Annotated in this window: 26 protein-coding genes; 20 read left to right on the top strand and 6 right to left on the bottom strand. The window is 67.5% G+C overall.

All coding sequences use genetic code 11. From position 1 onward, the window contains the following. The first annotated feature begins 211 nt into the window (after positions 1–211). Positions 212–1,420, top strand: coding sequence for a hypothetical protein (locus V4U86_RS18110; RefSeq protein ID WP_395307325.1), 1,209 nt, complete (start codon positions 212–214; stop codon positions 1,418–1,420). A 446-nt stretch (positions 1,421–1,866) separates the two neighbouring features. Then, on the top strand, positions 1,867–2,034 hold the full coding sequence (locus tag V4U86_RS18105; protein WP_395307324.1) for a hypothetical protein: 168 nt from the start codon (positions 1,867–1,869) through the stop codon (positions 2,032–2,034). Here V4U86_RS18105 and V4U86_RS18100 read toward each other — a convergent pair. After that, positions 2,024–3,538, bottom strand: coding sequence for a GAF domain-containing sensor histidine kinase (locus tag V4U86_RS18100; RefSeq protein WP_395307323.1), 1,515 nt, complete (start codon positions 3,536–3,538; stop codon positions 2,024–2,026). The two genes, V4U86_RS18105 and V4U86_RS18100, sit on opposite strands and share 11 nt — an antisense overlap. Before the next feature lie 102 nt (positions 3,539–3,640). Here V4U86_RS18100 and V4U86_RS18095 point away from each other — a divergent pair, with 102 nt between their 5' ends. Beyond that, positions 3,641–3,988, top strand: a complete 348-nt coding sequence (locus tag V4U86_RS18095) for a response regulator (RefSeq protein ID WP_395307322.1) — start codon at positions 3,641–3,643, stop codon at positions 3,986–3,988. Here V4U86_RS18095 and V4U86_RS18090 read toward each other — a convergent pair. Continuing rightward, the gene (locus tag V4U86_RS18090; protein ID WP_395307321.1) at positions 3,985–4,638 is read right to left on the bottom strand and encodes a response regulator; all 654 of its coding nucleotides are present in this window, start codon (positions 4,636–4,638) and stop codon (positions 3,985–3,987) included. The genes V4U86_RS18095 and V4U86_RS18090 overlap by 4 nt on opposite strands. A gap of 178 nt (positions 4,639–4,816) precedes the next feature. Between V4U86_RS18090 and V4U86_RS18085 the strand changes: the two genes are divergently transcribed. The 7 genes from V4U86_RS18085 to V4U86_RS18055 all read left to right on the top strand — a co-directional run bounded on the left by V4U86_RS18085 (position 4,817) and on the right by V4U86_RS18055 (position 13,407). Next, the gene (locus V4U86_RS18085) at positions 4,817–5,848 is read left to right on the top strand and encodes a cupin domain-containing protein (protein ID WP_395307320.1); all 1,032 of its coding nucleotides are present in this window, start codon (positions 4,817–4,819) and stop codon (positions 5,846–5,848) included. After that, positions 5,845–8,025: a xanthine dehydrogenase family protein molybdopterin-binding subunit gene (locus tag V4U86_RS18080; RefSeq protein WP_395307319.1), complete on the top strand. Its 2,181-nt coding sequence runs from the start codon at positions 5,845–5,847 to the stop codon at positions 8,023–8,025. The genes V4U86_RS18085 and V4U86_RS18080 overlap by 4 nt, the downstream gene beginning before the upstream one ends. Further along, positions 8,022–8,531 (top strand): (2Fe-2S)-binding protein, encoded by a 510-nt coding sequence (locus tag V4U86_RS18075; protein ID WP_395307318.1) that lies wholly within the window; start codon positions 8,022–8,024, stop codon positions 8,529–8,531. Before V4U86_RS18080 ends, V4U86_RS18075 begins: the two co-directional genes overlap by 4 nt. Continuing rightward, positions 8,528–9,514 carry an FAD binding domain-containing protein gene (locus tag V4U86_RS18070; RefSeq protein WP_395307317.1) on the top strand — a complete coding sequence of 329 codons (987 nt, stop codon included), beginning with the start codon at positions 8,528–8,530 and terminating at the stop codon, positions 9,512–9,514. The genes V4U86_RS18075 and V4U86_RS18070 overlap by 4 nt, the downstream gene beginning before the upstream one ends. After that, positions 9,514–9,846 (top strand): DUF3349 domain-containing protein, encoded by a 333-nt coding sequence (locus tag V4U86_RS18065; protein WP_395307316.1) that lies wholly within the window; start codon positions 9,514–9,516, stop codon positions 9,844–9,846. Before V4U86_RS18070 ends, V4U86_RS18065 begins: the two co-directional genes overlap by 1 nt. Positions 9,847–10,056: 210 nt before the next feature. Next, the gene (locus V4U86_RS18060) at positions 10,057–11,382 is read left to right on the top strand and encodes an HNH endonuclease signature motif containing protein (RefSeq protein WP_395307315.1); all 1,326 of its coding nucleotides are present in this window, start codon (positions 10,057–10,059) and stop codon (positions 11,380–11,382) included. Between the two features lie 213 nt (positions 11,383–11,595). Then, the gene (locus V4U86_RS18055; protein ID WP_395307314.1) at positions 11,596–13,407 is read left to right on the top strand and encodes a hypothetical protein; all 1,812 of its coding nucleotides are present in this window, start codon (positions 11,596–11,598) and stop codon (positions 13,405–13,407) included. A 52-nt stretch (positions 13,408–13,459) separates the two neighbouring features. Here V4U86_RS18055 and V4U86_RS18050 read toward each other — a convergent pair whose 3' ends face one another. The 3 genes from V4U86_RS18050 to V4U86_RS18040 form a co-directional block, all read right to left on the bottom strand. Next, positions 13,460–14,506: an NAD(P)-dependent alcohol dehydrogenase gene (locus V4U86_RS18050; protein WP_395307313.1), complete on the bottom strand. Its 1,047-nt coding sequence runs from the start codon at positions 14,504–14,506 to the stop codon at positions 13,460–13,462. Positions 14,507–14,668: 162 nt separating this feature from the next. Continuing rightward, entirely contained in the window at positions 14,669–14,944 is a 276-nt protein-coding gene (locus V4U86_RS18045; RefSeq protein WP_395307312.1) for a YciI family protein, read from the bottom strand. Positions 14,945–14,966: 22 nt separating this feature from the next. Further along, complete coding sequence (locus tag V4U86_RS18040) at positions 14,967–16,034, bottom strand: iron-siderophore ABC transporter substrate-binding protein (RefSeq protein WP_395312104.1); 1,068 nt, start codon at positions 16,032–16,034, stop codon at positions 14,967–14,969. Positions 16,035–16,253: 219 nt separating this feature from the next. On the opposite strand from V4U86_RS18040, the gene ctaD reads away from it, so the two are divergent. Both ctaD and serB read left to right on the top strand, forming a co-directional pair. Beyond that, a complete protein-coding gene (gene ctaD / locus V4U86_RS18035; protein ID WP_395312103.1) occupies positions 16,254–17,999 on the top strand; it encodes an aa3-type cytochrome oxidase subunit I in 1,746 nt (581 codons plus the stop codon). Positions 18,000–18,048: 49 nt separating this feature from the next. Then, entirely contained in the window at positions 18,049–19,308 is a 1,260-nt protein-coding gene (gene serB, locus V4U86_RS18030; RefSeq protein ID WP_395312102.1) for a phosphoserine phosphatase SerB, read from the top strand. Between the two features lie 11 nt (positions 19,309–19,319). Here serB and V4U86_RS18025 read toward each other — a convergent pair whose 3' ends face one another. Further along, the gene (locus V4U86_RS18025) at positions 19,320–20,765 is read right to left on the bottom strand and encodes a PLP-dependent aminotransferase family protein (protein WP_395307311.1); all 1,446 of its coding nucleotides are present in this window, start codon (positions 20,763–20,765) and stop codon (positions 19,320–19,322) included. A 62-nt stretch (positions 20,766–20,827) separates the two neighbouring features. Between V4U86_RS18025 and V4U86_RS18020 the strand changes: the two genes are divergently transcribed. The 8 genes from V4U86_RS18020 (at position 20,828) to V4U86_RS17985 (ending at position 26,959) form a co-directional block, all read left to right on the top strand. Continuing rightward, positions 20,828–20,980, top strand: a complete 153-nt coding sequence (locus tag V4U86_RS18020; protein WP_395307310.1) for a hypothetical protein — start codon at positions 20,828–20,830, stop codon at positions 20,978–20,980. Next, positions 20,977–21,666, top strand: a complete 690-nt coding sequence (locus tag V4U86_RS18015) for a YczE/YyaS/YitT family protein (protein WP_395307309.1) — start codon at positions 20,977–20,979, stop codon at positions 21,664–21,666. Before V4U86_RS18020 ends, V4U86_RS18015 begins: the two co-directional genes overlap by 4 nt. Then, positions 21,633–22,499, top strand: a complete 867-nt coding sequence (locus V4U86_RS18010; RefSeq protein WP_395307308.1) for an ABC transporter ATP-binding protein — start codon at positions 21,633–21,635, stop codon at positions 22,497–22,499. The genes V4U86_RS18015 and V4U86_RS18010 overlap by 34 nt, the downstream gene beginning before the upstream one ends. Beyond that, positions 22,496–23,341, top strand: a complete 846-nt coding sequence (locus tag V4U86_RS18005) for an NUDIX hydrolase (protein ID WP_395307307.1) — start codon at positions 22,496–22,498, stop codon at positions 23,339–23,341. The genes V4U86_RS18010 and V4U86_RS18005 overlap by 4 nt, the downstream gene beginning before the upstream one ends. After that, on the top strand, positions 23,338–24,030 hold the full coding sequence (locus V4U86_RS18000; protein ID WP_395307306.1) for an enoyl-CoA hydratase: 693 nt from the start codon (positions 23,338–23,340) through the stop codon (positions 24,028–24,030). The genes V4U86_RS18005 and V4U86_RS18000 overlap by 4 nt, the downstream gene beginning before the upstream one ends. Positions 24,031–24,039: 9 nt before the next feature. After that, positions 24,040–25,029 carry a class I SAM-dependent methyltransferase gene (locus V4U86_RS17995; protein WP_395307305.1) on the top strand — a complete coding sequence of 330 codons (990 nt, stop codon included), beginning with the start codon at positions 24,040–24,042 and terminating at the stop codon, positions 25,027–25,029. Positions 25,030–25,032: 3 nt separating this feature from the next. Then, on the top strand, positions 25,033–26,199 hold the full coding sequence (locus V4U86_RS17990) for a THUMP-like domain-containing protein (protein WP_395307304.1): 1,167 nt from the start codon (positions 25,033–25,035) through the stop codon (positions 26,197–26,199). 64 nt (positions 26,200–26,263) lie between these two features. Further along, positions 26,264–26,959: an esterase gene (locus V4U86_RS17985; RefSeq protein ID WP_395307303.1), complete on the top strand. Its 696-nt coding sequence runs from the start codon at positions 26,264–26,266 to the stop codon at positions 26,957–26,959. The last annotated feature ends 23 nt before the right edge of the window (positions 26,960–26,982 follow it).

Here is a 26,982-nt window from a genome sequence, read left to right as displayed (position 1 = left end):
AGATGAAAACGCGCGGCCGGGCAGTCAAGCGCGGCGTGGCCGGAATTGTCCGTGCGTGCCATCGGTGTACAACATGACTGGCCCCACCTGACTGCCTTGCCGTGGTAGTCAGCAATGTTGTGGGCAAAAAGCGAGCCACCGATTGAGACACGCCGTAAGCAAACCTCGGGGTTGAACGTTGGACGAGCACCACGCGACATATCGTAGGGTTATGTCGACACCGGATGGTCCTGTCGAGCGCGGTGCCGCCGAGATCGACGATCAGAACGAGACCGTGGCGGACGAGGAAGATTCTGGCGATCTTCTGCCTTGGCAAGAACCTGAGCAGGTTCGGGAGGACCGCGAGCTCGCTAACAACGCGCTCGAAGCTGCAAGGAAGGCCTTCGAACGCGTCAGCCGTCAAGAATACGGCGCAAATAAGACGCTGGAGCCATTAGGTGCGCAGTTCGATTCCGAGCTAGCACAGGCTATCGCACGGCTTCTGGGCGACGTTCGCAATGTGTTGTTCGAAGATCCTCAGGAGATATGGACGGGCAAAGATACTGCGCTGCGCTACGCAGTTCAACTTATACCGATAGCGCCTGTTCGCGAGCTTGGCAAGACCCTCGAACGAATCCTGACACGGACCTTAGCGAAGGACCCGCCCGAACCTCGGGAGGTTACTGATCTCCTCCCGGAACTAGTAGGGAGTCTGCATCGCTCTTTAGAGCGCCCGCAATCGTCAGTCACTAGATCAACCGTGAGCTCGGGGGTTATCCGTTCGTCTCCCTCGCGGACCATCACGACGTCAGAACGAACTGTGCGAAATCGCTGGGCCGGCCAGCTCAAAGACATCGAAGACGACTTCCGGCGACGGATCCGACTCGCGTCGGTCCTTGAGCGCGCAGAAGGAGCGGCATACGACACGACACGGGCGCGCGATGTAGCAAGACAAGCTGCTGGTCAAACCGGTGCAAGTACCCTCGGCGCACATTTCGCCAAGGCCGCTCGTCGCGAAGCCCGTCTGGCTTCTCAGTGGACGGCATTCACAATTGCCACAGTCGTCGGCGTGGTAGGTATTGGCTCTCTGATCATCCTGCGCGACTACGAACAACCTTGGACCGAAGCTCTGGCCCACCTCGTAATCGTCTTGCCGATAATCGGACTCGCGTCGTATACCGCGCGAATCGCACGACACCACCGATTGCACGGGCGATGGTCGGATACCGCGGCTGTTCAAATGGAATCAATACCAGCCTTCGCGGAACAATTATCGCTCGATGGTCGCGAGCAATTGATCCTTGGCATGGGAGCGAGTGTGTTCGCCTCTCCTGTCCTTGGAAGTGACGACGCCCGATCTGAACACATATCTGCGGTACCGCCCGACCTAATCGAAGCGCTCAAGGCAATTGTTGAGCGATTACCGAAGACGGTCCAGTAAGTCGGTGGTGCGACCGGTCTACGGGCCCGATCGCGAGTCTCACATGGTGCTACCTGCATGGAGACGTCGGGGGTGCCGCAACCCCACACCCGAATTTGTTGGACCTCCCAGGGTGTCTGACTACCGGGCGGTAGTCAGAAGTTTTTGAGCCGACGCGTTTTATCAAGCCGGATCGATAGCGATCGCACGACAAGCTGCGCGGACCCGGTGTCCGCGGGCGACAACCCGGCTCGTCGTTGCGTGGGGTCGAGCTATGTGACCGGCAAGGCCGTGGTCACCGAGGACGAGGACTGGGACTTCTGAGCCAACCCGCTGAGGTAACGAAATAGCGGCGGCGGTTTGCCGGTTTTCGTGGGCGGGCATTCTCACGAAGTTCACGGCTTCCGTTGAGGTCCTCCACTGGTTCGCAGCGGAAGGTGAACGGTGACCGGCTCAAGGAGGACATCATGGCTGCGACAGCGATCAGCGATAGCAATGTCATCGAGCTCACACCGCGGCGCGCTCAGCGCAACCTGAAGGCGCTGCGCGAAGCGCAGCGGCGCCACCCGTCCTACCTGGGGCAAGCGGCCTGCGACGCGGCGGCACCGTGCCGGGTCCTGCCGTTCAGCCGCTGACCACCGCCGGGATGGTGGCGGTGACGGTGGTGCCGTGGCCCGGTGTGCTGATCACCCCGAACTGACCGGACAGCGCCTCGACCCGGTCGCGTAACCCGATCAGTCCGGAGCCGCCGCCCGTGGTCGCGCCGCCGACTCCGTCGTCGATGACCGACAGGGTCAACCCGTCCTCGCCCGCCGCGACGCGGACCGTCACGACGTCAGCCTCGGAGTACTTGGCGGCATTCGTCAGTGCTTCGGCGACAACGTAATACGCGGCAACCTCCACGGACTCCGGGAGTCGCGCACCGACCTGCACGTCCAACTCGACCGGGACGGGGGAGCGTCGCGCCAACGCCCGCAGCGCGGGCCGCAACCCGCCCCGGGACAGCACCGCCGGGTGCATGCCGCGGGACAACTCCTGCAGATCGGTGTGCAGTTCCGCCAGGCCGTCGACCACCCGGGACAGCTCGGTTCGCAGCTGCCCATCCGCGGAGGCCGCGCCGGCTTCGATGGCGCGCAGTTCCAGGCTCAGCGACACGATCCGTTGCTGGGCGCCGTCGTGCAGGTCCCGTTCGAACCCGCGGCGGGCCTCATCGGCCGCGGCGACCAGACGGGCGCGTGACGCGGTCAGTGCAGCGCGGGTCTCGGCGTTGGCGATCGCGGTGGACACCAGATCGGCGAAGTCCCCGATGTGGTCCACGCAGTTGGGGGAAAGATCCTCTGTTGCACGAGATCCCACGATCAGCGCACCCCGCACCACGCCGTCGACGATGAGCGGCGCACCCGCCCCGCGGCGCACCTGGAGGGTTTGCAGCCTGGTAGCGATCGGTCCCGTGGCGTTCTGGTAATCGTCGATGCGTGCCGGCGCGCCGGCCGCCCGGATTCGACCACTGATGTTGTCCCCGGCCAGTGGAAATCGCTCACCCGCCCGTATCGCCGGCAGCCCCGGCAGATCATGCGCGGCCACCACCAGGCAGCCGTCGTCGGATTCGAAGCGCACCAGGGTGACATGGCCGACGGTCAGGCTGTGCGCCAGCTCGCGGACCGCGACCGCGTACACCTCGGCCAGCTCGGCCGATCGGGCCACCAGGGTCGCGACCCGCCGCAGTGCGGCCTGCTGACCGGCCAGCTCATCGGCCTGCCGGCGGCGCTGTTCGGCTTCAGCCGCGCGCAGCCGCGCCTGCCCGACCAGTGCATTGGTCAGCAGCGCCAGGGTCAGGAACACTGCGAGCGCCGGGGCGAGCGAATCACGGCCCTCCAGATGCAGATACGCATAGACGACCGCGCTGGCCAATGAGGTTCCGATGGCCAGTGGGAAGTCCCAACCCGCCGACACCACCAACACGCCCAGTAGCAACAGCGCGCCGAAGGCGTTCTCCGGCGCGACCAGTCGCAGCGCGGCCACCAGACCGATTTCGACGGCGAGGAAGACGATCGCGACGATGATGCCCACCCACAGCGGACGGGCGGTGGGCCGCACCACCTGCGCCAGCAGCCGATTCGGCAGGGATTGCCAGTTCACGTCGATGATCGTAGAAGGTGCGGACCGCCCTGCGCGGAGACCGAACCGAAGATTCCCGTTAACGGGAATGTCATCGACGGCTCGGCCTGCCAAGCTGAAGGCATGAATGCCGCACGCTGCCTGATCGTCGATGACAGTGCCGCATTCCGTGCCGCTGCGCGCAGCATGCTGGAACGTGGTGGGTTCGAGGTCGTCGGCACCGCCGGGGACGCCGAAGAGGCGATGCGTCTGACCGCCCAGTTGCACCCCGATATCGCGTTGGTCGATGTCGACCTGGGCGATGACAGTGGTTTCGATGTTGCCCGCCAGCTGGACGGGGTTGCGGTGATCCTCACCTCGACGCACGACGAGCAGGACTTCGCCGATCTGATCGTGGCGAGTCCGGCGCTGGGGTTCCTGCCCAAGCTGACCCTGTCACCCGACGGGATCCGGGCGCTGCTGGCCCGCTAACGCGATTCCAGGTACATGATCACGGCCCGCACCCGGCGGTGGTCGTCGCCCGTTTCCGGCAAGTCGAGTTTGGTAAGGATGCTGCGGACGTGTTTCTCGACGGTGCCCTCGGTGACCCACAACCGTCGCCCGATCCCGGCATTGGACAGACCTTCCGCCATCAGCGTGAGCACCTCGCGCTCCCGAGTGGTCAACGCCGCCAACGGATCATCGCGCCGCTGCGCCGACACCAGCTCGGCGACGAGGGCCGGGTCGACCACCGAGGCACCGTTGGCGATGCGGCGCAGGGTGTCCACGAAATCGGAGACATCGGTCACCCGGCTCTTGAGCAGGTAGCCGATGCTGCGGCCGCCGGCCAGCAGTTCCATGGCATGGTCGACGTCGACGTGCGCCGAAAGCACCAGAATCGCGGTGTCCGGTGAGCGTTCCCGGATCTTGCGGGCCGCCTCCAGCCCCTCGGCGTGGTGATCCGGCGGCATCCGGATATCGACCAGGACAAGCTGCGGCCGGCGGTCATCGACCAGGCGCAGCAGTTCCGTGGCATCTCCGGCCTGCCCGGCGACGTCGAAGCCCTCCCGCTGCAACAGGCTGGCCAGCCCCTCGCGCAACAGCACATCGTCGTCTGCGATGACCACCCGCAATGTGCTCATGCCATCCTTCCGGCGCCGAGCATTTCGGCGCGGCGACATTGTCGCATCCGCGGCGGGGCGGTGCCGGCAGCCGGCCAGAAGATGGCGGCTAACCGGTACTGCGGTAGCCGGGATTTCGCCACCGTCAATGGCAGTCAGCATCGTCGAAGTCGACGCCCGACACGACCAAGCTGACTGCATGATCAGTGCACACCGCATTTCCCTGCTCGGCAGCGACGACGTCGAACACAGCGAATCGGGATCGATCCACCGCGTCACCGCCGACAACTTCCCGATCCTGCGCCGCCTGTCCATCAAGCGGCTGGTGCTCAATCCCGGCGCGATGCGCACCCCGCACTGGCACGCCAACGCCAACGAACTGACCTACTGTGTCGCCGGGACGGCCCTGGTGTCCGTCCTCGACAACGGCAGCCGCTTCGCGAGCTTCGTCGTGACCGCCGGCCAGATGTTCCACATCGATTCGGGCGCATTGCATCACATCGAGAACATCGGCACCGAACCGTGCGAGTTCATCATCGCCTTCCGTCACGAACGGCCCGAGGACTTCGGGTTCGGCGCCACCATGGGCGCCTTCAGCGACGCGGTGCTGGGCAACACCTACGATCTGCCGTCCTCGGATGTGGCCGGGATCCGTCGCGACACCCGGGACCGGAAACTCGCTGCCGTCACCGGGGATCCCGAGATCCCGCCGAGCGCGTACTTCAAGGATCCGCACATGTTCGACGTCGAGGGCCAGCCGGCGGGTCTGACCTACGGATACGGCAACGCGCGGTTCGCGCGCGACCAGTTCTGGCCCGCGCTGAAGGACATCTCGATGTACTCGCTGCGCGTGGCCGAAGACGGGATGCGGGAACCGCACTGGCATCCGGTGACCGCCGAGATGGGTTACGTGCAGCACGGCGACGCCCGCATGACCATCATGAATCCCGATGGCACAGTGGACACCTGGAACCTGGCGACCGGTGACGTGTACTTCATCCCACGGGCCTACCCGCACCACATCGAGAACACCGGCACCGACCCCTGGCATTTCCTGATCTTCTTCGACCAGCCGTTCCCGGCCGACATCGGTTACAAGGCGTCGGTCAGTGCATACTCCCGGTCGGTGCTGGCGGCGGCGTTCGACACGCATCTCGACGACCTGCCGAACTTCCCGTTGACCACGGCCGACCCACTGATCGTGCCGCGCACCAACCCCATCGACGCGTGAGCGTGCAGATCGGGCGCTCCGTCGACCGGGTCGAGGGTCGCCAGAAGGTCACCGGGGCAGCGCGGTATGCCGCGGACACGCCGGTTCCGGGGCTCGTGCATGCGGTGCTGGTGCAAGCCGACATCGCCCACGGCGCCGTGACGCCAGAATCGATGGCTGCTGCCGCCGAACTCGCCGCGACGGTTCCGGGCGTGCTGCACGTGCTGACACCGCTGAACTGTCCGACACTGCGGGTTCTTCCGATCGACCTGACCTGGGACCTGCCGTTGGAGCGTCGCCCGCCGCTGTCGGATCTCACGGTGCAGCATGTGGGCCAGCACTTGGCGGTGGTGGTGGCCGAGACCCTCGAAGCCGCCACCGCCGCGGCAACCGACATGGACTTCGAGTATGTGCACGCTCCGGCACAACTGAGTGCCGCACAGGTGTTGACCGAACCGGTACCGGACGATGAGAAGAACGGACAGATCCGGCACGGCGCGTATCGCCCCGACCACTTTGTGAAACTCGCCGAGGAGAAACTGCAGGACCATCGCGGACCTGCAGACGAGCCCGTGGGCATCAGGGTCGCCGGCCGATTCACCACACCCGTCAACACGCATTACCCGATCGAACTGGCGGCCTGCATCGCGCAATGGGACGGCGACGTCCTGACCGTGCACGACAGCACCCGGTGGATCACCGGTGAACGCAGGGCACTGGCCGCCTACCTCGGCATGGATGAAAGTCAGGTGCGTATTCTCTCGCCGCTGGTCGGCGGCGCCTTCGGGTCGAAGAGCTTCCTGTGGATGCATGTGGTGCTGTGCGCGGTGGCGGCCAGAGCGGTGGACCGCCCGGTGAAACTGGTGCTGACCCGGGCCCAGATGTTCACGTCGACCGGGCACCGTCCGCGTACCGAACAACAACTCTCCCTGGTCGCCGATACCGACGGAGTGCTGCAGAGCACCGAGCAGCACACAGTGACCGAGACCTCCACCGTCGCGCACTTCTGCGAACCTGTCGGGCTTTCAGCGCGGTTCCTGTACCGATCACCGCGTATGGCGGTGTCACACGTGGTGGCTCGAATCAACGCGCCCACACCGTGTTTCATGCGCGGGCCGGGGGAGGCGCCCGGACTGTTCGCGCTCGAGGTCGGCATGGACGAACTGGCCTACGCCACCGGTCTCGACCCGTTGGCGCTGCGGGCGGCCAACGACCCGGACACCGACCAACCCAGCGGCCGGCCATGGTCGGGCAAGCATCTGCGCGAGTGCTACCGGCAGGGTGCCGAGCGCTTCGGTTGGGCGGGTCGGCCCGCCGTGCCACGTGCCATGCGCCGCAACGATGTTCAGGTGGGTTGGGGGATGGCGACAGCCAGCTACCCGGGCCGACGGATGCCGGCAGGGTGCCAGGTCACCACGACCGCCGACGGGCACGTCCGGTTCGCCGCCGCCACCCATGAGATCGGCACCGGGGTGCGTACCGTGATGACCCAGATCGCCGCCGACGGGACCGGGTTGCCGCTGGACGCGGTGAGCTTCGACTCCGGGGACTCATTGTTCCCCGACGCGCCGTACAGCGGGGCATCGCAGACCACCGCGACGGTGGGCACGGCGGTCGACCTCGCTGCCCGCCGGTGGCGGCAGCGGCTGGGCCGACCCGTCTGCTCCTCGGCCGAATTGTGCGAGATTCTTCAGGAGGCACCGGAATTGGTCGGGCAGTTGTCGTTCACCGTCGCCGACGACGGTCCCGCCGGCGACGGGTCGGTATCGCAGTCGTTCGGTGCGCACTTCTGCGAGGTCGAAGTCGATGAGGAGATCGGGCGCGCCGCGGTCACCCGGTGGACGGCGGTGATGGATTGCGGGCGGGTGCTCAACCCGAAACTGGCGACCAATCAGGTCATGGGCGGCATCATCTTCGGACTCGGTATGGCGCTGCTGGAGCAGGTGCCCCACGACCCGCGCACCGGTCAACCGATCGGTGAGTACTACGTCCCCACCCACGCCGACATCCCGGACTTCGACATCAGCTTCGTCGACATCCCGGACTACGGCCTGGATCCGATCGGTGTACGCGGTATTGGCGAAATCGGTACGTGCGGCGTGCCCGCCGCGATCGCCAACGCGATCTTCCACGCGACCGGAAAGCGACTACACAATCTGCCGATCACGGTCGAATCATTGTTGAGGAGCCGGCCATGACCGATCTGCACCTGCGCATCAACGGAACCGCCACACAGCTGTGCATCGATGTTCGCACCACCCTGCTGGATCTGCTGCGGGAGCGCCTCGGCCTGACCGGCACCAAGAAGGGTTGCGACCATGGGCTGTGCGGGGCCTGCACCGTGACGGTGGACGGCGAGCGGGTGCTGAGTTGCTTGACGCTGGCCGTGTCGATCGACGGATCCGAGGTTGCCACCATCGAGGACGGAGACGAACTGGATTGTGTGCAAGAAGCATTCGTCGCGCACGACGGTCTTCAGTGTGGGTACTGCACGCCGGGGCAGATCACCTCGGCGCGGGCACTGCTGCGCGAGCATGCACGTGGCGACCTGTCCGCCGTCACCTTCGAGGGCTGCCGCCGCCTTGTCGCCGAGGGTCCTGAACAATTGTCCGACAACGAGATCCGGGAGCGGATGGCCGGAAACATCTGCCGTTGCGGAGCCTACGCCAATATTCTTGCGGCCATCAAGGAAGCCTCGCGATGAGAACCTTCACCTTTGACCACGCGATCTCCATCGATGATGCGGTGCGCCGGGGCGCGGCCGGCGCGCGATATTACGCCGGCGGCACGAACCTACTGGATCTGATGAAGCTCGGAGTCGAGGCGCCGACCGCGCTCGTCGACATCGGTGGGCTGGGGCTGAGATCCATCACACCAACTCCGGCCGATGGTGTCCTGATCGGTGCAGGCGCCACCAACAGCGCCGTCGCAAACGACCGGCTGATCCGCCGTCGGTATCCGATGCTGTCGCAAGCCATCCTGTCCGGGGCCACCACCCAGATCCGCAATATGGCCACGGTCGGGGGCAACCTGATGCAGCGCACCCGATGCCCGTACTTCATGGACCCCTCGTCCGGGCAATGCAACAAGCGCGTCCCAGACAGCGGATGCGCGGCCCGCGACGGATTCAACCGCGAGCACGCACTGTTCGGGACCGACGGCGGGTGCGTTGCCGTTCATCCCTCGGACATGGCGGTCGCCCTCGCGGCACTGGACGCCCGGGTCCATCTCCGCGGACTCGCGGGGCACCGCACGGTCGCCGTCGCCGACTTCTTCGTGCTACCCGGTGATCATCCGGACCGCGACAACGTGGTGCGCGAGGGCGAACTGATCACCGGTGTCGAACTGGGTCCGTCACCCTACGCCCGACACAGCTGGTATCTGAAGGTACGCGACCGGCACAGCTATGCGTTCGCGCTGGTATCGGTGGCCGCCGGACTGAACCTGGTTGGCGGTGAGATCGCTTCCGCGGCATTGGTGCTCGGCGGTGTGGCCGCCGCACCGTGGCGGGTGGTGGCGGCGGAGCAGCGGCTGATCGGCGCTCCACCCACCGACGAGGTGTTCCGGTCGGCGGCCGACGAGCTCATCGCCGGTGCAGCTCCGCTGGCGCAGAACGCATTCAAGATCGACCTTGCTCGCAACAGCGTTGTCCGTGCGCTGCGCCGGGCCGCCGATACACTCGATTGATGAGCGTCTCGTCGTTGATGGCGTCGGTTCTGAACTGGCTGCGCGCCGGTTATCCCGACGGAGTGCCGGGCCCGGACCGGGTACCGCTGCTGGCACTGCTGCGCAGCACACCGTTGACCGAGGACGAGATCAAAGAGGTGGTCCACACCATCGCCGAGGTGTCCGCGCCCGCCGACATCGACGCACCCATCACCCGCGATGACATCGAGAACTTTATCGCCGAGAAGACGAATCACGATCCCGGGCCGGAGAACATCGCCCGGGTCGCGGCACGGCTGGCCGCCGCCGGCTGGCCGCTGGCGGATTTCGCCAATGTGTCACCGAAGCCTTGATACGGAACTGGTACTCGTCTTCCGCTTGCGCATCCCTTCGAACGTGTGTACGATCGAACATATGTTCGAATGTGCAGTGGCTCCTTCTTCATCCGGTGAGCCGCAGATCGCGACTCCGGTCGCCGAAGAGGTTTGATGGTCCGCGGGACTGATTGAACCGTGTTGCCTGATCGTGCCCCTGGGCACCTTCTGTGGAAGTCGGTATCCACTATGGACGCCACTGATCTCGAGGCTTTCGTCGACGCACTGATCGATGACCTCAGCCCGACACCGCCGCCGGACGATGTGTCGCAGCGGACGTTGTTTCACCTGGTGGAGTGCCCTAGGCCGGTGATCGACGATACTGCGTTGTCGGCGGCGCTGGCGGCTGCAGTCGCGGCGCGCAATCTGCTGGATTTCGTGATCGCGTCGGCGGTGGCCGCGGCCGAGTGGGCGGGGATCCCGGCGCGGCGTCACCTGCGCACGGGAGTGGATCTGCTCAATCTGTTGGGGATGGCGCCGGGTGCGGCGGCACGGGCGGTACGGGTGGGGCGTGCCGCGCCGACCCTGCCGGCGCTCACCTCAGCGCAGCGGTTGGCTGGGATCGGGATTGAATTCGCCGACGCCGTCGGCAGGGGCGTCACCCACATCCACAACCGAAACCCGATGTCCGACGAGGACCGGGCCGGCGTCGTGACCAAACTGATGATCCAGACCACCCCGGCCGAGGTGACCAAGAAGGCCCGGGCCATCGCGATCGACCGCGCCGCGAGCGTCCCGCCCGAGCAGCGCGCGGTGCCGGTCGCCGAGGATGCCGACCTCAACGAGATGACGTTGGTGCAGACCGACGAGGGTCGGGTCAGTGCCATCCTCGACCTCGATGTGCTGACCGGGGAGGAGTTGTGTGCGGCGTTGGATCCGTTGTGTCGACCGGTGCCACTCCCGGACGGCTCCCCGGACCCCCGCCCCATCGATAAACGCCGCGGCGATGCGATCGGGCGGGTGCTGCGCACCTACCTTGCGCAGTCGACGCGGCCGATGTCCGGTGGGGTGCTGCCACACGTCACGTTGATCCGACCGGCCGCCGCGGGGGTGTGCAGTGAGGAGGTTGTGGACCGCCTCGGGTTCGGTGGCCCGATCAGTGCCGTGACCGCGGACCTGATCGCCTGTGACGGCACCATGACTTCGGTTGTCGTCGACAAGAGTGGAGTGCCGCTCGACGTGGGCCGTGGCGAGCGGCTGTTCACGCCCGCGATCCGCAAGGCTCTGGCCGTGCGCGACGGTGGCTGCGCGCATCCGGGGTGTGGGCGGCCGGTGTCCTGGTGCGACGCCCACCACATCCGCCCCTGGAGCATAGGCGGGGCAACGAGTTTGGATAACGGGGTGCTGCTGTGCCGGTTGCACCACACCTTGATCCATCACGGTGGCTGGCAGGTCTATCTCGGGCCCGACCGCCACCCCTGGTTCATCCCGCCCCACGACCCGGCCAGACCTGAACCGGCACACCTGCGCTCCCACTTGCGACGCACCATGACCGCACTGCCGACCGCCGCTTGACTCAAAGCTTCGGTGCACCTTGATAACTGAACAGTGAATCGGACGTCGATGCAACTGGCGCTCCGACGACGCCCGAGCATCAGGTGCACAACCCGAGCCACGGCGACGATCGCCAGTTTCGACAAAGTGTCTACACGTGTGCCAACAAGCGCTAACTTGACGGTTGTCAAACAATCGAATCCGGGAGGCAGCGTGTCGCACATTTCGGCCTGGATGGGCGCTGGTGTAGTGGCGGCGGGGGTGTCCGCCGCGATGATCGTCGGGGCGGATGTGGCGAGCGCAGACACCGGACCGGACGCTTCGTCCGACTCAGCGTCGAGTTCCTCCGACAGTGATGGGGCTCGTGCCGGTCGGTCGCGAGATGCTTCCCAGGACGACACCTCCGAGAAGACATCCGATACCGACTCCGACGACGATGACACCGGTGGCGAGTCGGGCCTAGATACCGATGACGACGCGGACGCCGAAGGCGCCGATGGCGACGCGGACGCCGAAGGCGCCGAAGGCGCCACGGACGCCGACGACGTCGACGACGCCGAAGACACCGACGACACCGACGATGCCGACGACACAGACGCCGACGGCGACGACGCCAAAGACGCTGCAGTTACCGAAGACACCGCAGATACCGAAGACACCGCAGACGGAAGCGACGCCTACGACGCGGTGGACTCGGGCAGCGGCGCCGTCGAGTCTGCTGGGCCGGACTCCATCGCCCCCGAGGCAGTGGAATCTCTCATTTCCGAAGCCGTACGGGACGAGCTTCCGGCCATCACGGAACCCGCCGTCGTCGAGTCCGACAACGACGAAGGCGATACCACGGCCGGAGTGCAGGTCTCGAACGTGATGCCGGCGGCGACCTCAATGTCGGCGACACTCGCGAGCGCGACAGCCGCCACAGCGGCCACGGCGCCACAGCGGTCGCTGCAGAACATCATCGCCTCGTTCATCTTCGACTTCGTCGGGGTGGCCGTCACCTTCATCGCCGGGCCGCCGGTCGTGCCACGTGGCAGCTCGGTGACAGTGAAGACCTCGACGCTGAGAATCGACGACGAGCACACCGTGCCCGCCCACTGGTACTACCCAGACGGTGACGAACCACCGCAGCGGATCATCTACCTGCAGCACGGGTTCCTCGGTGTCGGCGCCATGTACAGCTACACCGCCGCCAATCTGGCCGAACGCACCAACAGCATCGTGGTGGTGCCGACGCTGACCTCCAACCGGAATGTTCACGACGGCTTCTGGCTGGGCAGCGATCGGGCCCTGCGCGCCACATCTGCGTTGTTCCTCGGCGAACGGGAGGCGTTGACCGCCAGTGCAATTGCCGCCGGCTTTGCCGAGCGATACGGTGCCGGGGTCCCGCTACCGGACCGGTTCGCCTTGGTCGGGCACTCGCTCGGCGGCAATTTGGTGGCGGGCGCCGCGGGCTACTACGCCGACGCCCTCGCAGCCGGTGGCGAAGCCAACCAGCTGGCCGGGGTGGTCTTACTCGACGCGGCACCGCAAGGCAGCGTGCTGTCCGATGCGCTGGTCAAACTGGACGGGGTCGGCACGTACATCCCGGTGCTGGAACTCGGCGCGCCGAAAGAGGTCCGCCGGGTCGATGCGGCTCTGAACGAACATCGGCCGGGCAAGTTCAACGGCATCGTGCTGGAGAAGGGCAAGCACCTGGACTCGATGGACGGTGGTACCTGGCTGATCCAGTTCATCTCGCACCTCTACCAGGGCTTCCCGACCGCCCAGAATCAAGCGGCGGCGCGGATCATCATCGGCGGCTGGGTGAGTGACATCCTCGACGGGAAGATCGACCCGCTCACCGGCCGATGCGGCGGTGACGAGTGCGCCGGAAGCTACGGCGATCCTGGCGAGACCTTGGAACTCCAGTCCCCGGCCGGACCGACACGCGGCACGGTGATCGGAGTCGCCGCACCCGTGCGGTCCGCCGAGTTCCAGCCAGGGCCGGTGGCGGCCACGGTGGCATCACGCTGGCCGGCGGGCCGGGTTCTGATGCTGCGCACCTGATCCCGGCCCGCCGGATCACCGAAGCGGCACCTACCGTGACATCGAGCGAGTGCTAGATCGTGGAGGTGTCGATGACGAACCGGTAGCGGACATCGCTGGAAACCACCCGATCCCAGGCCTCGTTGACGTAGGACGCCTCGATGACCTCGATCTCCGGGGTGACGTTGTGCTCGGCGCAGAAGTCGAGCATCTCCTGGGTTTCCGGGATGCCGCCGATCATCGAACCGGACAGACTGCGCCGGCCACCGGCCAGCGGGAAGAACGGCACCTCCAGCGGATGCTCCGGTGCGCCCAGCTCGACCAGGGTGCCGTCGACCTTGAGCAGGCCGAGGTACTGTCCGAGGTCGAGGTTGGCCGACACGGTGTTCAGGATCAGGTCGAACTTTCCGCCGAGCTTGGCGAAGGTCTCCGGATCGCTGGTCGCGTAGTACTCGTCGGCACCCAGGCGCAATCCGTCTTCCATCTTCTTCAGCGACTGACTCAGCACGGTCACGTTCGCGCCCATCGCGTGGGCCAACTTGACGCCCATGTGGCCGAGACCGCCCAGGCCGATGACCGCGACGTTCTTGCCGGGGCCGGCGTTCCAGTGCTTCAGCGGGGAGAACAGGGTGATACCGGCGCACAGCAGGGGAGCGGCCTTGTCCAGCGGGATGCTGTCGGGGATGCGCAGCACGAACTTCTCGTTGACGACGATCGCCTGGCTGTAGCCGCCCTGGGTGATGGTGCCGTCCCGGTCGGTGGCGCCGTAGGTGCCGATCATCCCGGTGCCGAGGCAGTACTGCTCCAGGCCGGCGGCGCAGTTGTCGCATTCCTGGCAGGAGTTCACCATGCAGCCGACGCCGACGTGGTCGCCGACCTTGTACTTGGTGACCTCGGAACCGACCTCGGTGACAACGCCGGCGATCTCATGGCCGACGACCAGCGGGTAGGCCTGGCCGCCCCACTCACCGCGTGCGGTGTGGATGTCGCTGTGACAGATGCCGGCGAATTTGATGTCGAAGGCCACGTCGTGCGGCCCGACGTCACGACGCTCGATGGTGGTCTTGGTCAGTGGCGCCGTCGCGGAGGTGGCGGCGTAGGCGGAAACGGTGGTCGTCATGAATGATCCTCTTTACTGCGTCTTTTGTATGGTCACGTGCGAATTCATGCATCTTCAGCCGACAGCGGTGAAGCAAAACACGACCGGGCGCGGCTTCGCGCCCTCGCACAGACACAACGGACGGACCCCCAGGTCTAGTCCCGGGATCGGCTGTGAGTTCGCTTAAAGCCCGGGTGCCCGGAATGCGCCGTTGAAGCTGACCCGGTCGTAGCGGGCGGCACCTGCCGGGATGTAGGGGTCGGTCGCGATGAGGGCGTCTGCCTCTTCGGCGGTCATGTCCGAGGCGATCAGTACCGCGCCCTGTCCCGACTCGACTCGACCGGCCAGAATGATGCGCCCGGCCTCGACCTCGGCGGTCACCCATTCCAGGTGGGCCGGGCGAGTCTGGTCGACGATGTCCAGCGGCTGCAGGTAGGTGCTGGTGAATACGTGAAACACGCGCCGAAGGTTACCGTGCCGATCAGTTGATCGGCGCGTTGAGCCAGCGCAGGTCCTCGATGATGCCGCGGGCGGCCACCACGCCCTGGCCGGCCTGCCACACCTCGTTGTTCACCGCGAACACCCGGTCGTCGCGGGCGGCCGACAGCTTGCGCCATGCCGCGCTGTTGAGCACCGTGGTGGCGCGCTCCTTGGCGGCCGGGCCGTCGAATGACAGGTAGACGATGTCACCGTCGGCCGCGGACAGATCCGTCTCCTCGGTGAGGTTGGTGGTACTCACCTCGAGGAAGGGCACGTCCGTGAAGCGTTGTGCCGCAGGACGATCCACGCCCACCGCCCGCAGTACCGTGGCCGGGAAGTTCTCCGCGCCGTACACCCGCATGCTGTCCTCGGTGAACTGCACCACCGACGCCTGGAAGTGGGTGGCGTCGGTGCGCTCGCCGGCCTCACGCGCGGCCCGCTCGAAGCCGTCGAGCACCTCGTCGGCGGCCTCGGGGCGGCCGGTAGCCGCCGAGGCGGCACGCAACGTGTTCTGCCAGTCGGCGCCGCCGCCGGTGAACACCGTCGGGGCGATCTCGGCGAGCGCGGCGTAGGAGTCGGTCAGCTGCGTCACCGACCCGAGGATCAGGTCCGGCGCGGCCTCGGCGACCGCGGCCAGATCCGGGGCGCCCCGATCGCCGAGACCGGCCGCGTCGTGCAGCACGGTGCCCAGATACGACGGCTGCGGAACCGTCGTGCCGACCACCCGGTCCTGCAGTCCCAGCGCGCACAGGGCGTCCAGGTCGGCGAAGGACAGCGCCACGATGCGCTGCGGGTCGCCGCGCACCTCGGCGTTCGCGGGGATCCCCGAGCCGGAGGCGTTGCGCACCGTCCGCGGGGCGTCGGCGGAGGCCGCGGGCGCCGGGCCGGGAGCGCACGACTCGTCGGGCTTGCGCTGATTACCCAGCACGCCCGCCCCGGCGATCCGGGTGGTGCTGGTGATCGGGGTCTGCGCCGACCCGGACGCGCCGGCGCCGGGATCGCTGTCCGGCGCGCCGCAGGCGGTCAACACGGTGAACGAGGCGGTGGCACCCGCGAGGAGCAGGCTCATCCGCGCAGAGGGAAACGGCACGCCGCCGACGGTATCAATTCGCAGCACCGGCAGCGCCGGGCGTGGCCCCGTACGCAGGCCGTTTCCGGCCGGTCAGGCCTGCGCGCCGGGGCAATACGACACTTTGTAGGACACCGGTGCCACAGTCGGTTGCGAGGGGGATAAGATGCCCAACAGAGCATTGCCGGGATGGCCCGTCGACTTTTTATGGAGGATCTGTTGGTAGCCGAAGCGCCCCCAATCGGAGAACTCGAGGCACGGCGGCCTTTCCCGCAGCGGATGGGCCCCAAGGGGAACCTCATCTACAAGCTGATCACCACGACCGATCACAAGCTGATCGGCATGATGTACTGCGTCGCCTGCTTCATCTTCTTCTTCATCGGCGGCCTGATGGCCCTGCTGATGCGTACGGAGCTCGCGATCCCGGGGCTGCAGTTCCTGTCCAATGAGCAGTTCAACCAGCTGTTCACCATGCACGGCACGGTGATGCTGCTGTTCTACGCGACCCCGATCGTGTTCGGCTTCGCCAACCTGGTGCTGCCGCTGCAGATCGGCGCGCCGGACGTCGCGTTCCCGCGCCTGAACGCCTTCTCCTTCTGGCTGTTCCTGTTCGGCGCGCTGATCGCCATGGGTGGCTTCATCACCCCCGGTGGCGCCGCCGACTTCGGCTGGACCGCGTACTCGCCGCTGACCGACGCGATCCACTCCCCGGGCGCCGGTGGCGACCTGTGGATCATGGGCCTGGCCGTCGGTGGTCTGGGCACCATCCTCGGTGGCGTCAACATGATCACCACCGTGGTCTGCATGCGTGCCCCCGGCATGACCATGTTCCGCATGCCGATCTTCACCTGGAACATCCTGGTGACCTCGATCCTGGTGCTGCTGGCCTTCCCGCTGCTGACCGCCGCGCTGTTCGGCCTGGCCGCCGACCGTCACCTCGGTGCGCATATCTATGACCCGGCCAATGGCGGCGTCCTGCTGTGGCAGCACCTCTTCTGGTTCTTCGGTCACCCCGAGGTGTACATCATCGCGCTGCCGTTCTTCGGCATCGTCTCCGAGATCTTCCCGGTGTTCAGCCGCAAGCCGATCTTCGGTTACACCACGCTGATCTACGCGACGCTGGGCATCGCGGCGCTGTCGGTCGCGGTGTGGGCGCACCACATGTACGCCACCGGCGCCGTGCTGCTGCCGTTCTTCTCCTTCATGACGTTCCTGATCGCGGTGCCCACCGGTATCAAGTTCTTCAACTGGATCGGAACGATGTGGAAGGGGCAGTTGACCTTCGAGTCACCGATGCTGTTCTCGGTGGGCTTCCTGATCACCTTCCTGCTCGGTGGTCTCTCGGGTGTGCTGCTGGCCAGCCCGCCGCTGGACTTCCACGTCACCGACAGCTACTTCGTCATCGCGCACTTCCACTACGTGCTCTTCGGCACCATCGTGTTCGCCACCTATGCGGGCATCTACTTCTGGTTCCCGAAGATGACCGGCCGCCTGCTCGACGAGCGTCTCGGCAAGCTGCACTTCTGGCTGACCTTCATCGGCTTCCATACCACCTTCCTGGTCCAGCACTGGGTCGGTGACGAGGGCATGCCGCGTCGCTACGCCGATTACCTGCCCACCGACGGCTTCACCACGCTCAACGTGGTGTCCACCATCGGCGCGTTCATCCTCGGCATCTCGACGCTGCCGTTCGTCTGGAACGTGTTCAAGAGCTGGCGTTACGGCGAGCCCGTCGTGGTCGATGACCCGTGGGGCTACGGCAACTCCCTGGAGTGGGCCACCAGCTGCCCGCCGCCGCGGCACAACTTCACCGAGCTGCCCCGGATCCGTTCGGAGCGTCCGGCGTTCGAGCTGCACTACCCGCACATGGTGGAGCGGATGCGTGCCGAGGCGCACATCGGCCGCGCCCACGGTCCCGCCGACGGTGACGTGACCAGGCTCGACGACGAGAACGTCCGCACCTGATCCGGCTCCTCGGAGCTCAGCTGATACGAGGCATCAAACGGAGGTGAGTGTGCCGACGGCCTCGCAGTCAGTCGACTCCTCGCGAAAGCGTTCATCGCTGCTGATCACCGTCACCGGCGTGGACCAGCCCGGCGTCACGTCCGCACTGTTCGAAGTGCTGTCACGGCACCGCGTGGAGCTGCTCAACGTCGAACAGGTCGTCGTCCGCGGCCGGCTCACCCTCGGTGTGCTGGTCTCGGTCGACACCCGGGTCGCCGACGGCGAGGAGTTCGCCGACGAGGTCCGGGCCGCCATCCACGGGGTCGGCCTGGACGTGTCGATCGAGCGCAGCGACGACAAGCCGGTGATGCACGAGCCCTCCACCCACACCATCGTGGTGCTGGGCCGGCCCATCACGGCCGAGGCATTCGGTGTGGTGGCCCACGAGGTCGCCGCGCTCGGGGTCAACATCGACTTCATCCGCGGGGTGTCGGACTACCCGGTGACGGGTCTGGAGTTGCGGGTCTCGGTGCCACCGGGAGCCGCCTATGCCCAGCTGCAGAACACGATGGCGCGCACCGCGGTGGCGCTCGGGGTCGACATCGCGCTGGAGGATTACAGCCTGTCGCGGCGGACCAAGCGGCTCATCGTGTTCGACGTGGATTCCACCCTGATCCAGGGCGAGGTCATCGAGATGCTGGCTTCGCACGCCGGCGCGGAGGCCGCGGTCGCCGAGGTCACCGAGGCCGCCATGCGCGGCGAACTCGATTTCGCCGAGTCGCTGCACAAGCGGGTCGCCACCCTGGCCGGGCTGCCCGCCGAGGTGCTCGACGAGGTCGCCGAGCAGATCGAGCTGACCCCCGGTGCCCGGACCACCATCCGGACCCTGCGCCGGCTCGGCTATCACTGCGGCATCGTCTCCGGTGGATTCCGTCAGGTGATCGAGCCGCTGGCGCATGAGCTGATGATGGACTTCGTGGCCGCCAACGAACTGGAGGTCGTGGACGGCAAGCTCACCGGCCGGGTGATCGGCCAGGTGGTGGACCGCCCGGGCAAGGCCAAGGCGCTGCGCGATTTCGCCCAGCAGGTGGGCGTGCCGATGGAGCAGACCGTCGCGGTGGGGGACGGCGCCAACGACATCGACATGCTGTCCGCGGCGGGGCTCGGTGTGGCGTTCAACGCCAAGCCGGCGCTGCGCGAGGTCGCCGACGCCTCGCTGAATCATCCGTACCTGGACACCGTGTTGTTCCTGCTCGGCGTGACGCGCGCCGAGATCGAGGCTGCCGATGCGGTGGACGGCACCGCGCGCCGCGTCGACATCCCGGACTAGACGCGTTCGGACTACACCACGACTGCCCGGGTCTCCGGGGCTGCGGTCGTCCCGGTGATGGATTCCCAGGCCCGCACCATCAGCTCCACTGCCGCCTCCAGCTGCGGCTCGGGCAGCGCGTAGGGCACCCGGATGAACCGTTCCAGGGTGCCGTCGACACCGAAGCGCGGCCCCGCGGGCAGGTCCAGTCCGAGCCGCGAGGCCGCCGCCGACAGGGCGGTGCTCATCGGGGCAGGCAGCTGCACCCACAGTGACATCCCGCCCCGGCCCGGACCCGGCCGCCAGTCCGGCAACCGACGGGCCAGCAGGTCCACCAGAAACCCGCGCCGGACCGCCAGCAGTTCACGACGTTCCGGCAACACCTCGTCGCGGATTGTGAGAAGCCTTGCGGCGGTGAGTTGTTCGAGAATGGGTGTGCCGAGGTCCACCGCGCGGCGGATGGCCGAGATGGTGGCCAGTACGGCCGGTTCGGCGCGTATCCAGCCGATGCGCAGCCCGCCCCAGAACGACTTCGACATCGACCCGATGGTGAGCACCAGGTCGTGGCGGGAAGGCACCGCGGCGGCCAGCGGCGCCGGGGGAGCCGCGTCCAACCACATGTCCATGATCGACTCGTCGACGATGGTGCGGGTGCGGGTCTCGGAGATGATGTGCCCCAGCCGGTTTCGTTGCTCGGCGGGCATGGTGAAACCGGTCGGGTTGTGACTGTCGGGGATCAGGTAGGCCAGCGCGGGGGACAGCTGGCGGATCGCGGCGTGCAGATCGTCGAGTTCCCAGCCGTCGTCGTGCAGCGGCACCGGTACGGCGCGGGCCCCGGCGGTCGAGATCGCCGACAGCGCACCGTGATAGGTGGGCTGCTCGACGAGCACCCGGTCGCCGGGCTGGGTGAACGCGGCCAGGATGAGTCCGATCGCGTGCTGCGCCCCGGTGGTGATCATGATTTGTTCGGGATCGGTGGGAAGCCCTCGCTCGGTGTACCTTTCGGCCACCGCGGTGCGCAGCGCACACACCCCGGACAGTTCGTGGCCCACCTCGGCCAGATAGGGGGTGACGTCGCGGGCGGCGGCGGAGAAGGCGTCGAGCACCGCGGCGCTGGGCGCGGACAGGGCGGCGGCGGCCAGGTTCACCGTCGTCGTGTCGGAGGCCGCCGGCAACTCCGGCCGCGGTGGCAGTGCGGCGGTGCTGCGGGCGCCGCGCCGGGCGTTGAGATAGCCGTCCTCGCGCAGCGCGGTGAAGGCCGCGGTGACCGTGGTGCGCGACACTCGCAGGGCGTCGGCCAGCGCGCGTTCGCTGGGTAGCCGCGACCCCACCGGAATGCGGCCGTCGACGATGAGCAGCCGGACGGCGTCGGCCAGGCCGAGGTAGGCGGGACCGGACGAACTGGATGTGCGCCAGTTGCCGAGCTCGCGGGCCAGAAGGTCCACATCGAGCGCTCTGGTACCTACATCGATAGACATTGAGGCCAGTATTCGCAAACTGGCTATTGAATGGCAAGCCACTTGGCGATGATCATCGATTCATGCGTAAGAACTGGATATCCCGAGTGGCGGGTAAGTACCGGCGGGCCGGCAGTTACGAGCGGGCCGGATCCCGGACCGTGGAGAATGCCGATGCCCGGCGTATCCGGACCGAACTGGACGCCATCCGCGCCCGATTCCCCGACCACGCATGACGGCCGCGCTGCGGGGTGCGTTGCTGCTCATCGGACTGTCCGGCTACGGCTTCTCGATGGCCATGATGGTGCAGGCCGGTTTGGGACTGGACCCCTGGGACGTGTTCCACCAGGGTCTGAGCCGGCTCACCGGGATGACCATCGGGACCGCCTCAGCGCTGGTGGGGCTGGTGGTGCTACTGGCCTGGATCCCGCTGCGCAACCGGCCCGGCATCGGCACCGTCGCCAACGTCATCGTCATCGCGGTCACCGTGGACATCGGCGTGGCGGTCCTGCCCGCCCCCGACGATATGGCGCTGCGGATACCGATGATGTTGGGCGCGGTCCTGCTCAACGCGGTCAGCACGGTCCTCTACATCGGTGCGGGTCTCGGGCCCGGGCCGCGTGACGGCCTGATGACCGGCCTGGTGGCCCGCACCGGCCGCTCGGTGCGGCTGATCCGCACCCTCATCGAGGCGACCGTGCTCACCGCCGGCTGGCTGCTCGGCGGCACCGTCGGCGTCGGCACCGTCATCTACGCGTTCGGCATCGGTCCGCTGGTGCAACTGATCCTGCGGTACCTGCCGCGTCGGCTGCTGTTCCACGACTTCGGCGCGGCCGGGCGAGCGGGGCGAGGCCGGGCGCCGGATCGCACCGACACTACGATGAGCGGGTGCCCCCGACTGCCGCAGGAGACGATCACGTAGACGGCCCCGTCGCCGACCCCGACCTGCTGATCGATTTCGCCAAGGTCACCCTGCGCCGCGGGGGCAAGACCCTGGTCGGGCCCATCAACTGGGCCGTCGAACTCGACGAACGCTGGGTGGTGATCGGTCCCAACGGGGCGGGCAAGACGTCATTGCTGCGGATGGCGGCCGCCATCGAGCACCCGTCGTCGGGCACCGCGTTCGTGCTCGGTGAGCGACTCGGGCGCACCGACATGTCGGAGCTGCGGTCCCGGGTCGGGCTGAGCAGTTCGGCTCTGAGTCAACGGATCCCCGACGACGAGGTGGTGCGCGACCTGGTGGTCTCGGCCGGGTATGCGGTGCTGGGCCGCTGGCGCGAGAAGTACGACGATGTCGACTACGAGCAGGCCGTCGACATGCTGGAAAGCCTGGGCGCCGAGCATCTGGCCGAACGCACCTACGGCACCCTGTCCGAGGGGGAGCGCAAGCGGGTGCTGATCGCCCGCTCGTTGATGACCGATCCGGAACTGCTGCTGCTCGACGAGCCGGCCGCCGGACTGGACCTCGGCGGCCGCGAGGAACTGGTTTCCCGGCTGGCCGATCTGGCCGCCGACCCCGATGCGCCGGCCATCGTGCTGGTCACCCACCATGTCGAGGAGATCCCGCCCGGGTTCAGCCACTGCTTGCTGCTCTCGGAGGGCAGCGTGGTCGGTGCCGGGCTGCTGACCGACGTGCTGACCGCGGAGAATCTGTCCACGGCGTTCGGGCAGTCGATCGCCCTGGAGTACCTCGACGGCCGCTACTTCGCCCGTCGCACCCGCAGCCGCGCCGCACACAGGAGGCGAGCCACATGACAGACCCCAATGATCCGCTGGTGCCCCGGCCCGCCTCCACCGTCATGCTGCTGCGGGACCAGGGCACCCCGGAGTCCCTGGAGATCTTCCTGATGCGCAGGCACTCGGCGATGGACTTCGTGGCCGGTGTGATGGTCTTTCCCGGTGGCGGCGTCGACGAGCGCGATCGGGGGACCGGGACAGCCTGGTACGGTCCCGAACCCGCCTGGTGGGCCGAGCGCCTGAACGTCGATGTCGACCTGGCCGAGGCGCTGGTGTGCGCCGCAGCCCGGGAGACCTTCGAGGAGTCCGGGGTGCTGTTCGCGGGCGCCGCGGATGATTCCGACATCCTCGTCGACGATGCCTCGGTGTACCGGGAACAGCGGGCGGCGCTGGCCAACAACTCGCTGTCCTTCGCGGACTTCCTGCGCGACGAGAAGCTGGTGCTGCGCGCCGATCTGCTGCGGCCCTGGGCCAACTGGGTGACCCCGAAGGAAGAGCGCACCCGCCGCTACGACACCTACTTCTTCGTCGGCGCCATCCCGCACGGGCAGCTCGCCGACGGCGAGAACACCGAGAGCGACCGGGCGTTCTGGTCCACCCCGCAGGCCGCGCTCGACGAGTTCGCCGAGGGGCGCTCCTTCCTGCTCCCGTCGACCTGGTCGCAACTCGACTCGCTCAACGGGCGCACCGTGGCCGAGGTGCTCGCCACCGAGCGCAGGATCGTGGCGATGGAGCCGAGCCTGTCGGCGGACAAGGCGACCGGCGACTGGGAAATCGAGTTCTTCGACGGCGAACGCTACAACGCGGCCCGCAACCGGCGCGGTCCGCAGGGGTACACGGCTGACGGTGTGAAGGCATGAGGGAGTTCGTCTCCACCGTGGTGGCCGACGGCGTGGCCACCCTGGTGCTGGGCCGCCCGCCCACCAACGCGTTGACCAGGCAGATGTACCGGGAGATCACGGCCGCGGCCGGTGAGCTCGGCGCCCGCGCCGACGTCGGCGCCGTGATCGTGTTCGGCGGGCACGAGGTCTTCAGCGCCGGGGACGACGTCGCCGAACTGCGCAGGCTCGGCGCGGCCGATGCCGAGGGCGTGACCGCGGCCTGCCGGGCCGCCCTCGACGCGGTGGCCGCCATCCCGAAGCCCACGGTCGCCGCCGTCACCGGCTACGCGCTGGGGTCGGGACTGGGGCTGGCGCTGGCCGCCGACTGGCGGATCGCCGGAGACAACGTCAAGGTCGGCGTCACCGAGGTGCTCGCCGGGCTGCTGCCCGCCGCGGGCACCGACCGGCTGGTCGACGCGGTCGGGGCCGGCCGGGCCAAGGAGCTGGTGTTCAGCGGCCGATTCGTGGGCGCGGAGGAGGCCCTGACACTGGGGCTGGTCGACGAACTGGTCGCCCCGGACGGCGTCTACGACGCCGCGCTGAGCTGGGCCCGCCGGCACGCCGAGGCGCCCGCGCACGTGCTGGCCGGGGCCAAAGAGATGATCGACAGCCCTGGTGACGGGGTGCGGCGCTACGTCGAGGTCTTCGGGACGTTCATCGTTAGTTAGGCTGCCCATATGACGAGCACGGACCACACGCCCGCTGACGCGGAGTTGAAGCCAAACCCGCACGCCACAGCCGAACAGGTCGAAGCTGCGTTGAAGGACACCAAGCTGGCCCAGATCCTGTATCACGACTGGGAAGCGGAGACCTACGACGACAAGTGGTCGATCTCCTATGACCAGCGCTGCATCGACTATGCGCGCGGCCGCTTCGATGCCATCGTCCCGGACGAGGTGCAGCGCGAACTGCCCTACGACCGGGCCCTGGAGCTGGGCTGCGGCACCGGGTTCTTCCTGCTCAACCTGATCCAGGCCGGGGTGGCCCGCCGCGGATCGGTCACCGACCTGTCCCCGGGCATGGTCAAGGTGGCCACCCGCAACGGTCAGGGCCTGGGGCTGGACATCGACGGCCGGGTCGCCGACGCCGAGGGCATCCCGTACGAGGACAACACCTTCGACCTGGTGGTCGGGCATGCTGTGCTGCACCACATTCCCGATGTGGAGAAATCGCTGCGCGAGGTGGTGCGCATCCTCAAGCCGGGCGGCCGATTCGTGTTCGCCGGTGAGCCCACCAGCGCCGGAAACGTGTATGCCCGCAACCTGTCCACTCTGACGTGGCACCTGTCCACCAACATCACCAAGCTGCCCGGGCTGGAGAGCTGGCGCCGCCCGCAATCCGAACTCGACGAGTCCTCGCGTGCGGCGGCCCTGGAGGCCGTGGTGGATCTGCACACCTTCGATCCCGAGGATCTGGAGCGGATGGCCACCAACGCCGGTGCGATCGAGGTGGCCACGGCCAGCGAGGAATTCACCGCGGCCATGCTCGGCTGGCCGATCCGTACCTTCGAGGCCTCGGTGCCTCCGGGCCGGTTGGGTTGGGGCTGGGCCAAGTTCGCGTTCAACAGCTGGACGACGCTGAGCTGGGTGGACGCCAACGTCTGGCGCCGGGTGGTGCCCAAGGGCTGGTTCTACAACGTGATGGTCACCGGGGTCAAGCCGTCCTGACCGTTGGTCGACTTCACCCTCGACGACGTCGCCTACCTGCGCGGTGACGACGGACGTCGGGCGCTGGCCGAGGTCGCCGGACTCGCACTGAGCGACGCCGGCCGGGTCGCCGACATCGCCACGGTGCGAACACGTTTCGGTGACCGCACGGCGGTGCTCGTGGAGACGACTCTGCTGCGGCGGAGGGCGGCGGCGAAGTTCGCCGACCCGTCCTCGTGGCTGTTCACCGACGAGGCGCTGCAGCAGGCCACCACCGAGACGGTCGCCGCGCACCGTGCGAACCGGTTGGCCGGTGCACGGATACACGACGTCACCTGCTCGGTGGGTGCCGAACTGGCCGCGCTGCGCCCGGTCGCCGCGCTGGTGGTGGGCAGCGATATCGATCCGGTGCGACTGGCCATGGCGCGCAACAATGTTCCCGATGTCGAGGTGTTCCGGGCCGATGCGCTGCGCCCGGTCACCCGCGACACCGTGGTGCTGGCGGACCCGGGCCGGCGCGCGGGTGGGCGGCGCCGGTTCGACCCGCGTGCCTACGCTCCGCCGCTGGACGAACTGTTCGACGCCTACCGCGGCCGCGATCTGGTCGTGAAATGTGCTCCCGGAATACCTTTCGACCGGCTGGGCGAGCTGGGTTTCGAGGGGGAGATCGAGCTGTGCTCGGCGGGCGGCAGTGTGCGCGAGGCCTGCCTGTGGTCGGCGGGGCTGACCGAGCCGGGGGTGCACCGGCGGGCCACCGTGCTGGACCGCGCCGAACAGGTCACCGATGCCGATCCCGACGAGTGTGCGGTCCGTCCGGCGGGGCGGTGGATCGTCGACCCGGACGGGGCGGTGGTGCGCGCGGGATTGGTGCGCCAGTACGCCACCCGGTACGGGTTGTGGCAGCTGGACCCCGACATCGCCTACCTGTCCGGGGACGAACTGCCGGACGGGGTGCGCGGTTTCGAGGTGCTCGGCGAGATCGGGTTCGACGAGAAGCGGCTGCGCCGGGAACTGGCCACCCACGACGCCGGGGCGCTGGAGATTCTGGTCCGTGGCGTGGACGTGGACCCCGACGCGCTGCGCCGTCGGCTCAAGCCGCGTGGGTCGCAGGCATTGTCGGTCGTCATCACCCGGATCGGTACCGGAACGGCCGCCCGTGCGGTGGCGTTCATTTGTCGACCGTCGCGATAGTGCCACAGGTACCCTGTCGGGCAGCGGCGCCTGTGCCGACCCTGCTCCTCGGAGGATCTCCACGATGCGCGTAACCACGCTGGCTGCCCCGGTGCTGGCCGTTCTGGCCGGAGCCGCCCTGTCGGCGGCCCCGGCCTTCGCCGCCCCGCCCAAATGCGAGGACGTCGGCGCGACCGTCGGGGTCGGCGCCACCTGCCAGATCCAGCAGATCGACCCGGCCTACATGCTCAACATCAGCTTTCCGTCCGACTACCCGGACCAGAAGGCGGTGTTCGAGTACGTCAAGCAGACCCGGGACGGCTTCCTGAATGTGGCCAAGAGCCCCGACTTCCGGGGCATGCCGTACGAGTTGGACACCACCTCGGCGCAATACAGTTCCGCGGTACCGCCGCGCGGCACCCAGTCGGTGGTGTTCACCACCTACCAGAACGTCGGTGGTGCGCACCCGCAGACGTTCTACAAGTCGTTCAGCTGGGATCAGGCCTACCGCAAGCCGATCACCTTCGAGAACCTCTTCCGGGAGGGCACCGATCCGCTGCGGGTGATCCTGCCCGTGGTGCAGGCCGAGTTGGCGAAGCAGTCCGGGATACCCGATCCGGTGCTGCCCGAGGCCGGCCTGGATCCGGCCAACTATCAGAATTTCGCGATCACCGACGATGCGGTGATCTTCTTCTTCGGTCAGGGTGAACTGCTGCCCGAGTCCGCGGGAGCCGTGCAGGTGTCGGTGCCGCGGGCCACCATCGCGCCCCTGCTGGCCTGACCCGGTCCCGCTGGGGCGCGTGG

The organism is Mycobacterium sp. AMU20-3851 (genome assembly GCF_043974665.1).
GTDB lineage: Bacteria > Actinomycetota > Actinomycetes > Mycobacteriales > Mycobacteriaceae > Mycobacterium.
Note: the sequence above shows the minus strand (reverse complement) of the source record. Positions and strands in the feature narration are given on the sequence as shown.

Coding starts and splice junctions, on each gene's coding strand:
- V4U86_RS18025 (WP_395307311.1), bottom strand. CDS start 20,765: ATGTCTATCGATGTAGGTACCAGAGCGCTCGATGTGGACCTTCTGGCC.
- V4U86_RS18085 (WP_395307320.1), top strand. CDS start 4,817: ATGATCAGTGCACACCGCATTTCCCTGCTCGGCAGCGACGACGTCGAA.
- V4U86_RS18005 (WP_395307307.1), top strand. CDS start 22,496: ATGACAGACCCCAATGATCCGCTGGTGCCCCGGCCCGCCTCCACCGTC.
- V4U86_RS18050 (WP_395307313.1), bottom strand. CDS start 14,506: ATGACGACCACCGTTTCCGCCTACGCCGCCACCTCCGCGACGGCGCCA.
- V4U86_RS17985 (WP_395307303.1), top strand. CDS start 26,264: ATGCGCGTAACCACGCTGGCTGCCCCGGTGCTGGCCGTTCTGGCCGGA.
- V4U86_RS18105 (WP_395307324.1), top strand. CDS start 1,867: ATGGCTGCGACAGCGATCAGCGATAGCAATGTCATCGAGCTCACACCG.
- V4U86_RS18090 (WP_395307321.1), bottom strand. CDS start 4,638: ATGAGCACATTGCGGGTGGTCATCGCAGACGACGATGTGCTGTTGCGC.
- V4U86_RS18015 (WP_395307309.1), top strand. CDS start 20,977: ATGACGGCCGCGCTGCGGGGTGCGTTGCTGCTCATCGGACTGTCCGGC.
- V4U86_RS18065 (WP_395307316.1), top strand. CDS start 9,514: ATGAGCGTCTCGTCGTTGATGGCGTCGGTTCTGAACTGGCTGCGCGCC.
- V4U86_RS18075 (WP_395307318.1), top strand. CDS start 8,022: ATGACCGATCTGCACCTGCGCATCAACGGAACCGCCACACAGCTGTGC.
- V4U86_RS18110 (WP_395307325.1), top strand. CDS start 212: ATGTCGACACCGGATGGTCCTGTCGAGCGCGGTGCCGCCGAGATCGAC.
- V4U86_RS18040 (WP_395312104.1), bottom strand. CDS start 16,034: ATGAGCCTGCTCCTCGCGGGTGCCACCGCCTCGTTCACCGTGTTGACC.
- V4U86_RS18070 (WP_395307317.1), top strand. CDS start 8,528: ATGAGAACCTTCACCTTTGACCACGCGATCTCCATCGATGATGCGGTG.
- V4U86_RS18055 (WP_395307314.1), top strand. CDS start 11,596: ATGGGCGCTGGTGTAGTGGCGGCGGGGGTGTCCGCCGCGATGATCGTC.
- V4U86_RS18060 (WP_395307315.1), top strand. CDS start 10,057: ATGGACGCCACTGATCTCGAGGCTTTCGTCGACGCACTGATCGATGAC.
- V4U86_RS18020 (WP_395307310.1), top strand. CDS start 20,828: ATGCGTAAGAACTGGATATCCCGAGTGGCGGGTAAGTACCGGCGGGCC.
- V4U86_RS18000 (WP_395307306.1), top strand. CDS start 23,338: ATGAGGGAGTTCGTCTCCACCGTGGTGGCCGACGGCGTGGCCACCCTG.
- V4U86_RS18095 (WP_395307322.1), top strand. CDS start 3,641: ATGAATGCCGCACGCTGCCTGATCGTCGATGACAGTGCCGCATTCCGT.
- V4U86_RS17995 (WP_395307305.1), top strand. CDS start 24,040: ATGACGAGCACGGACCACACGCCCGCTGACGCGGAGTTGAAGCCAAAC.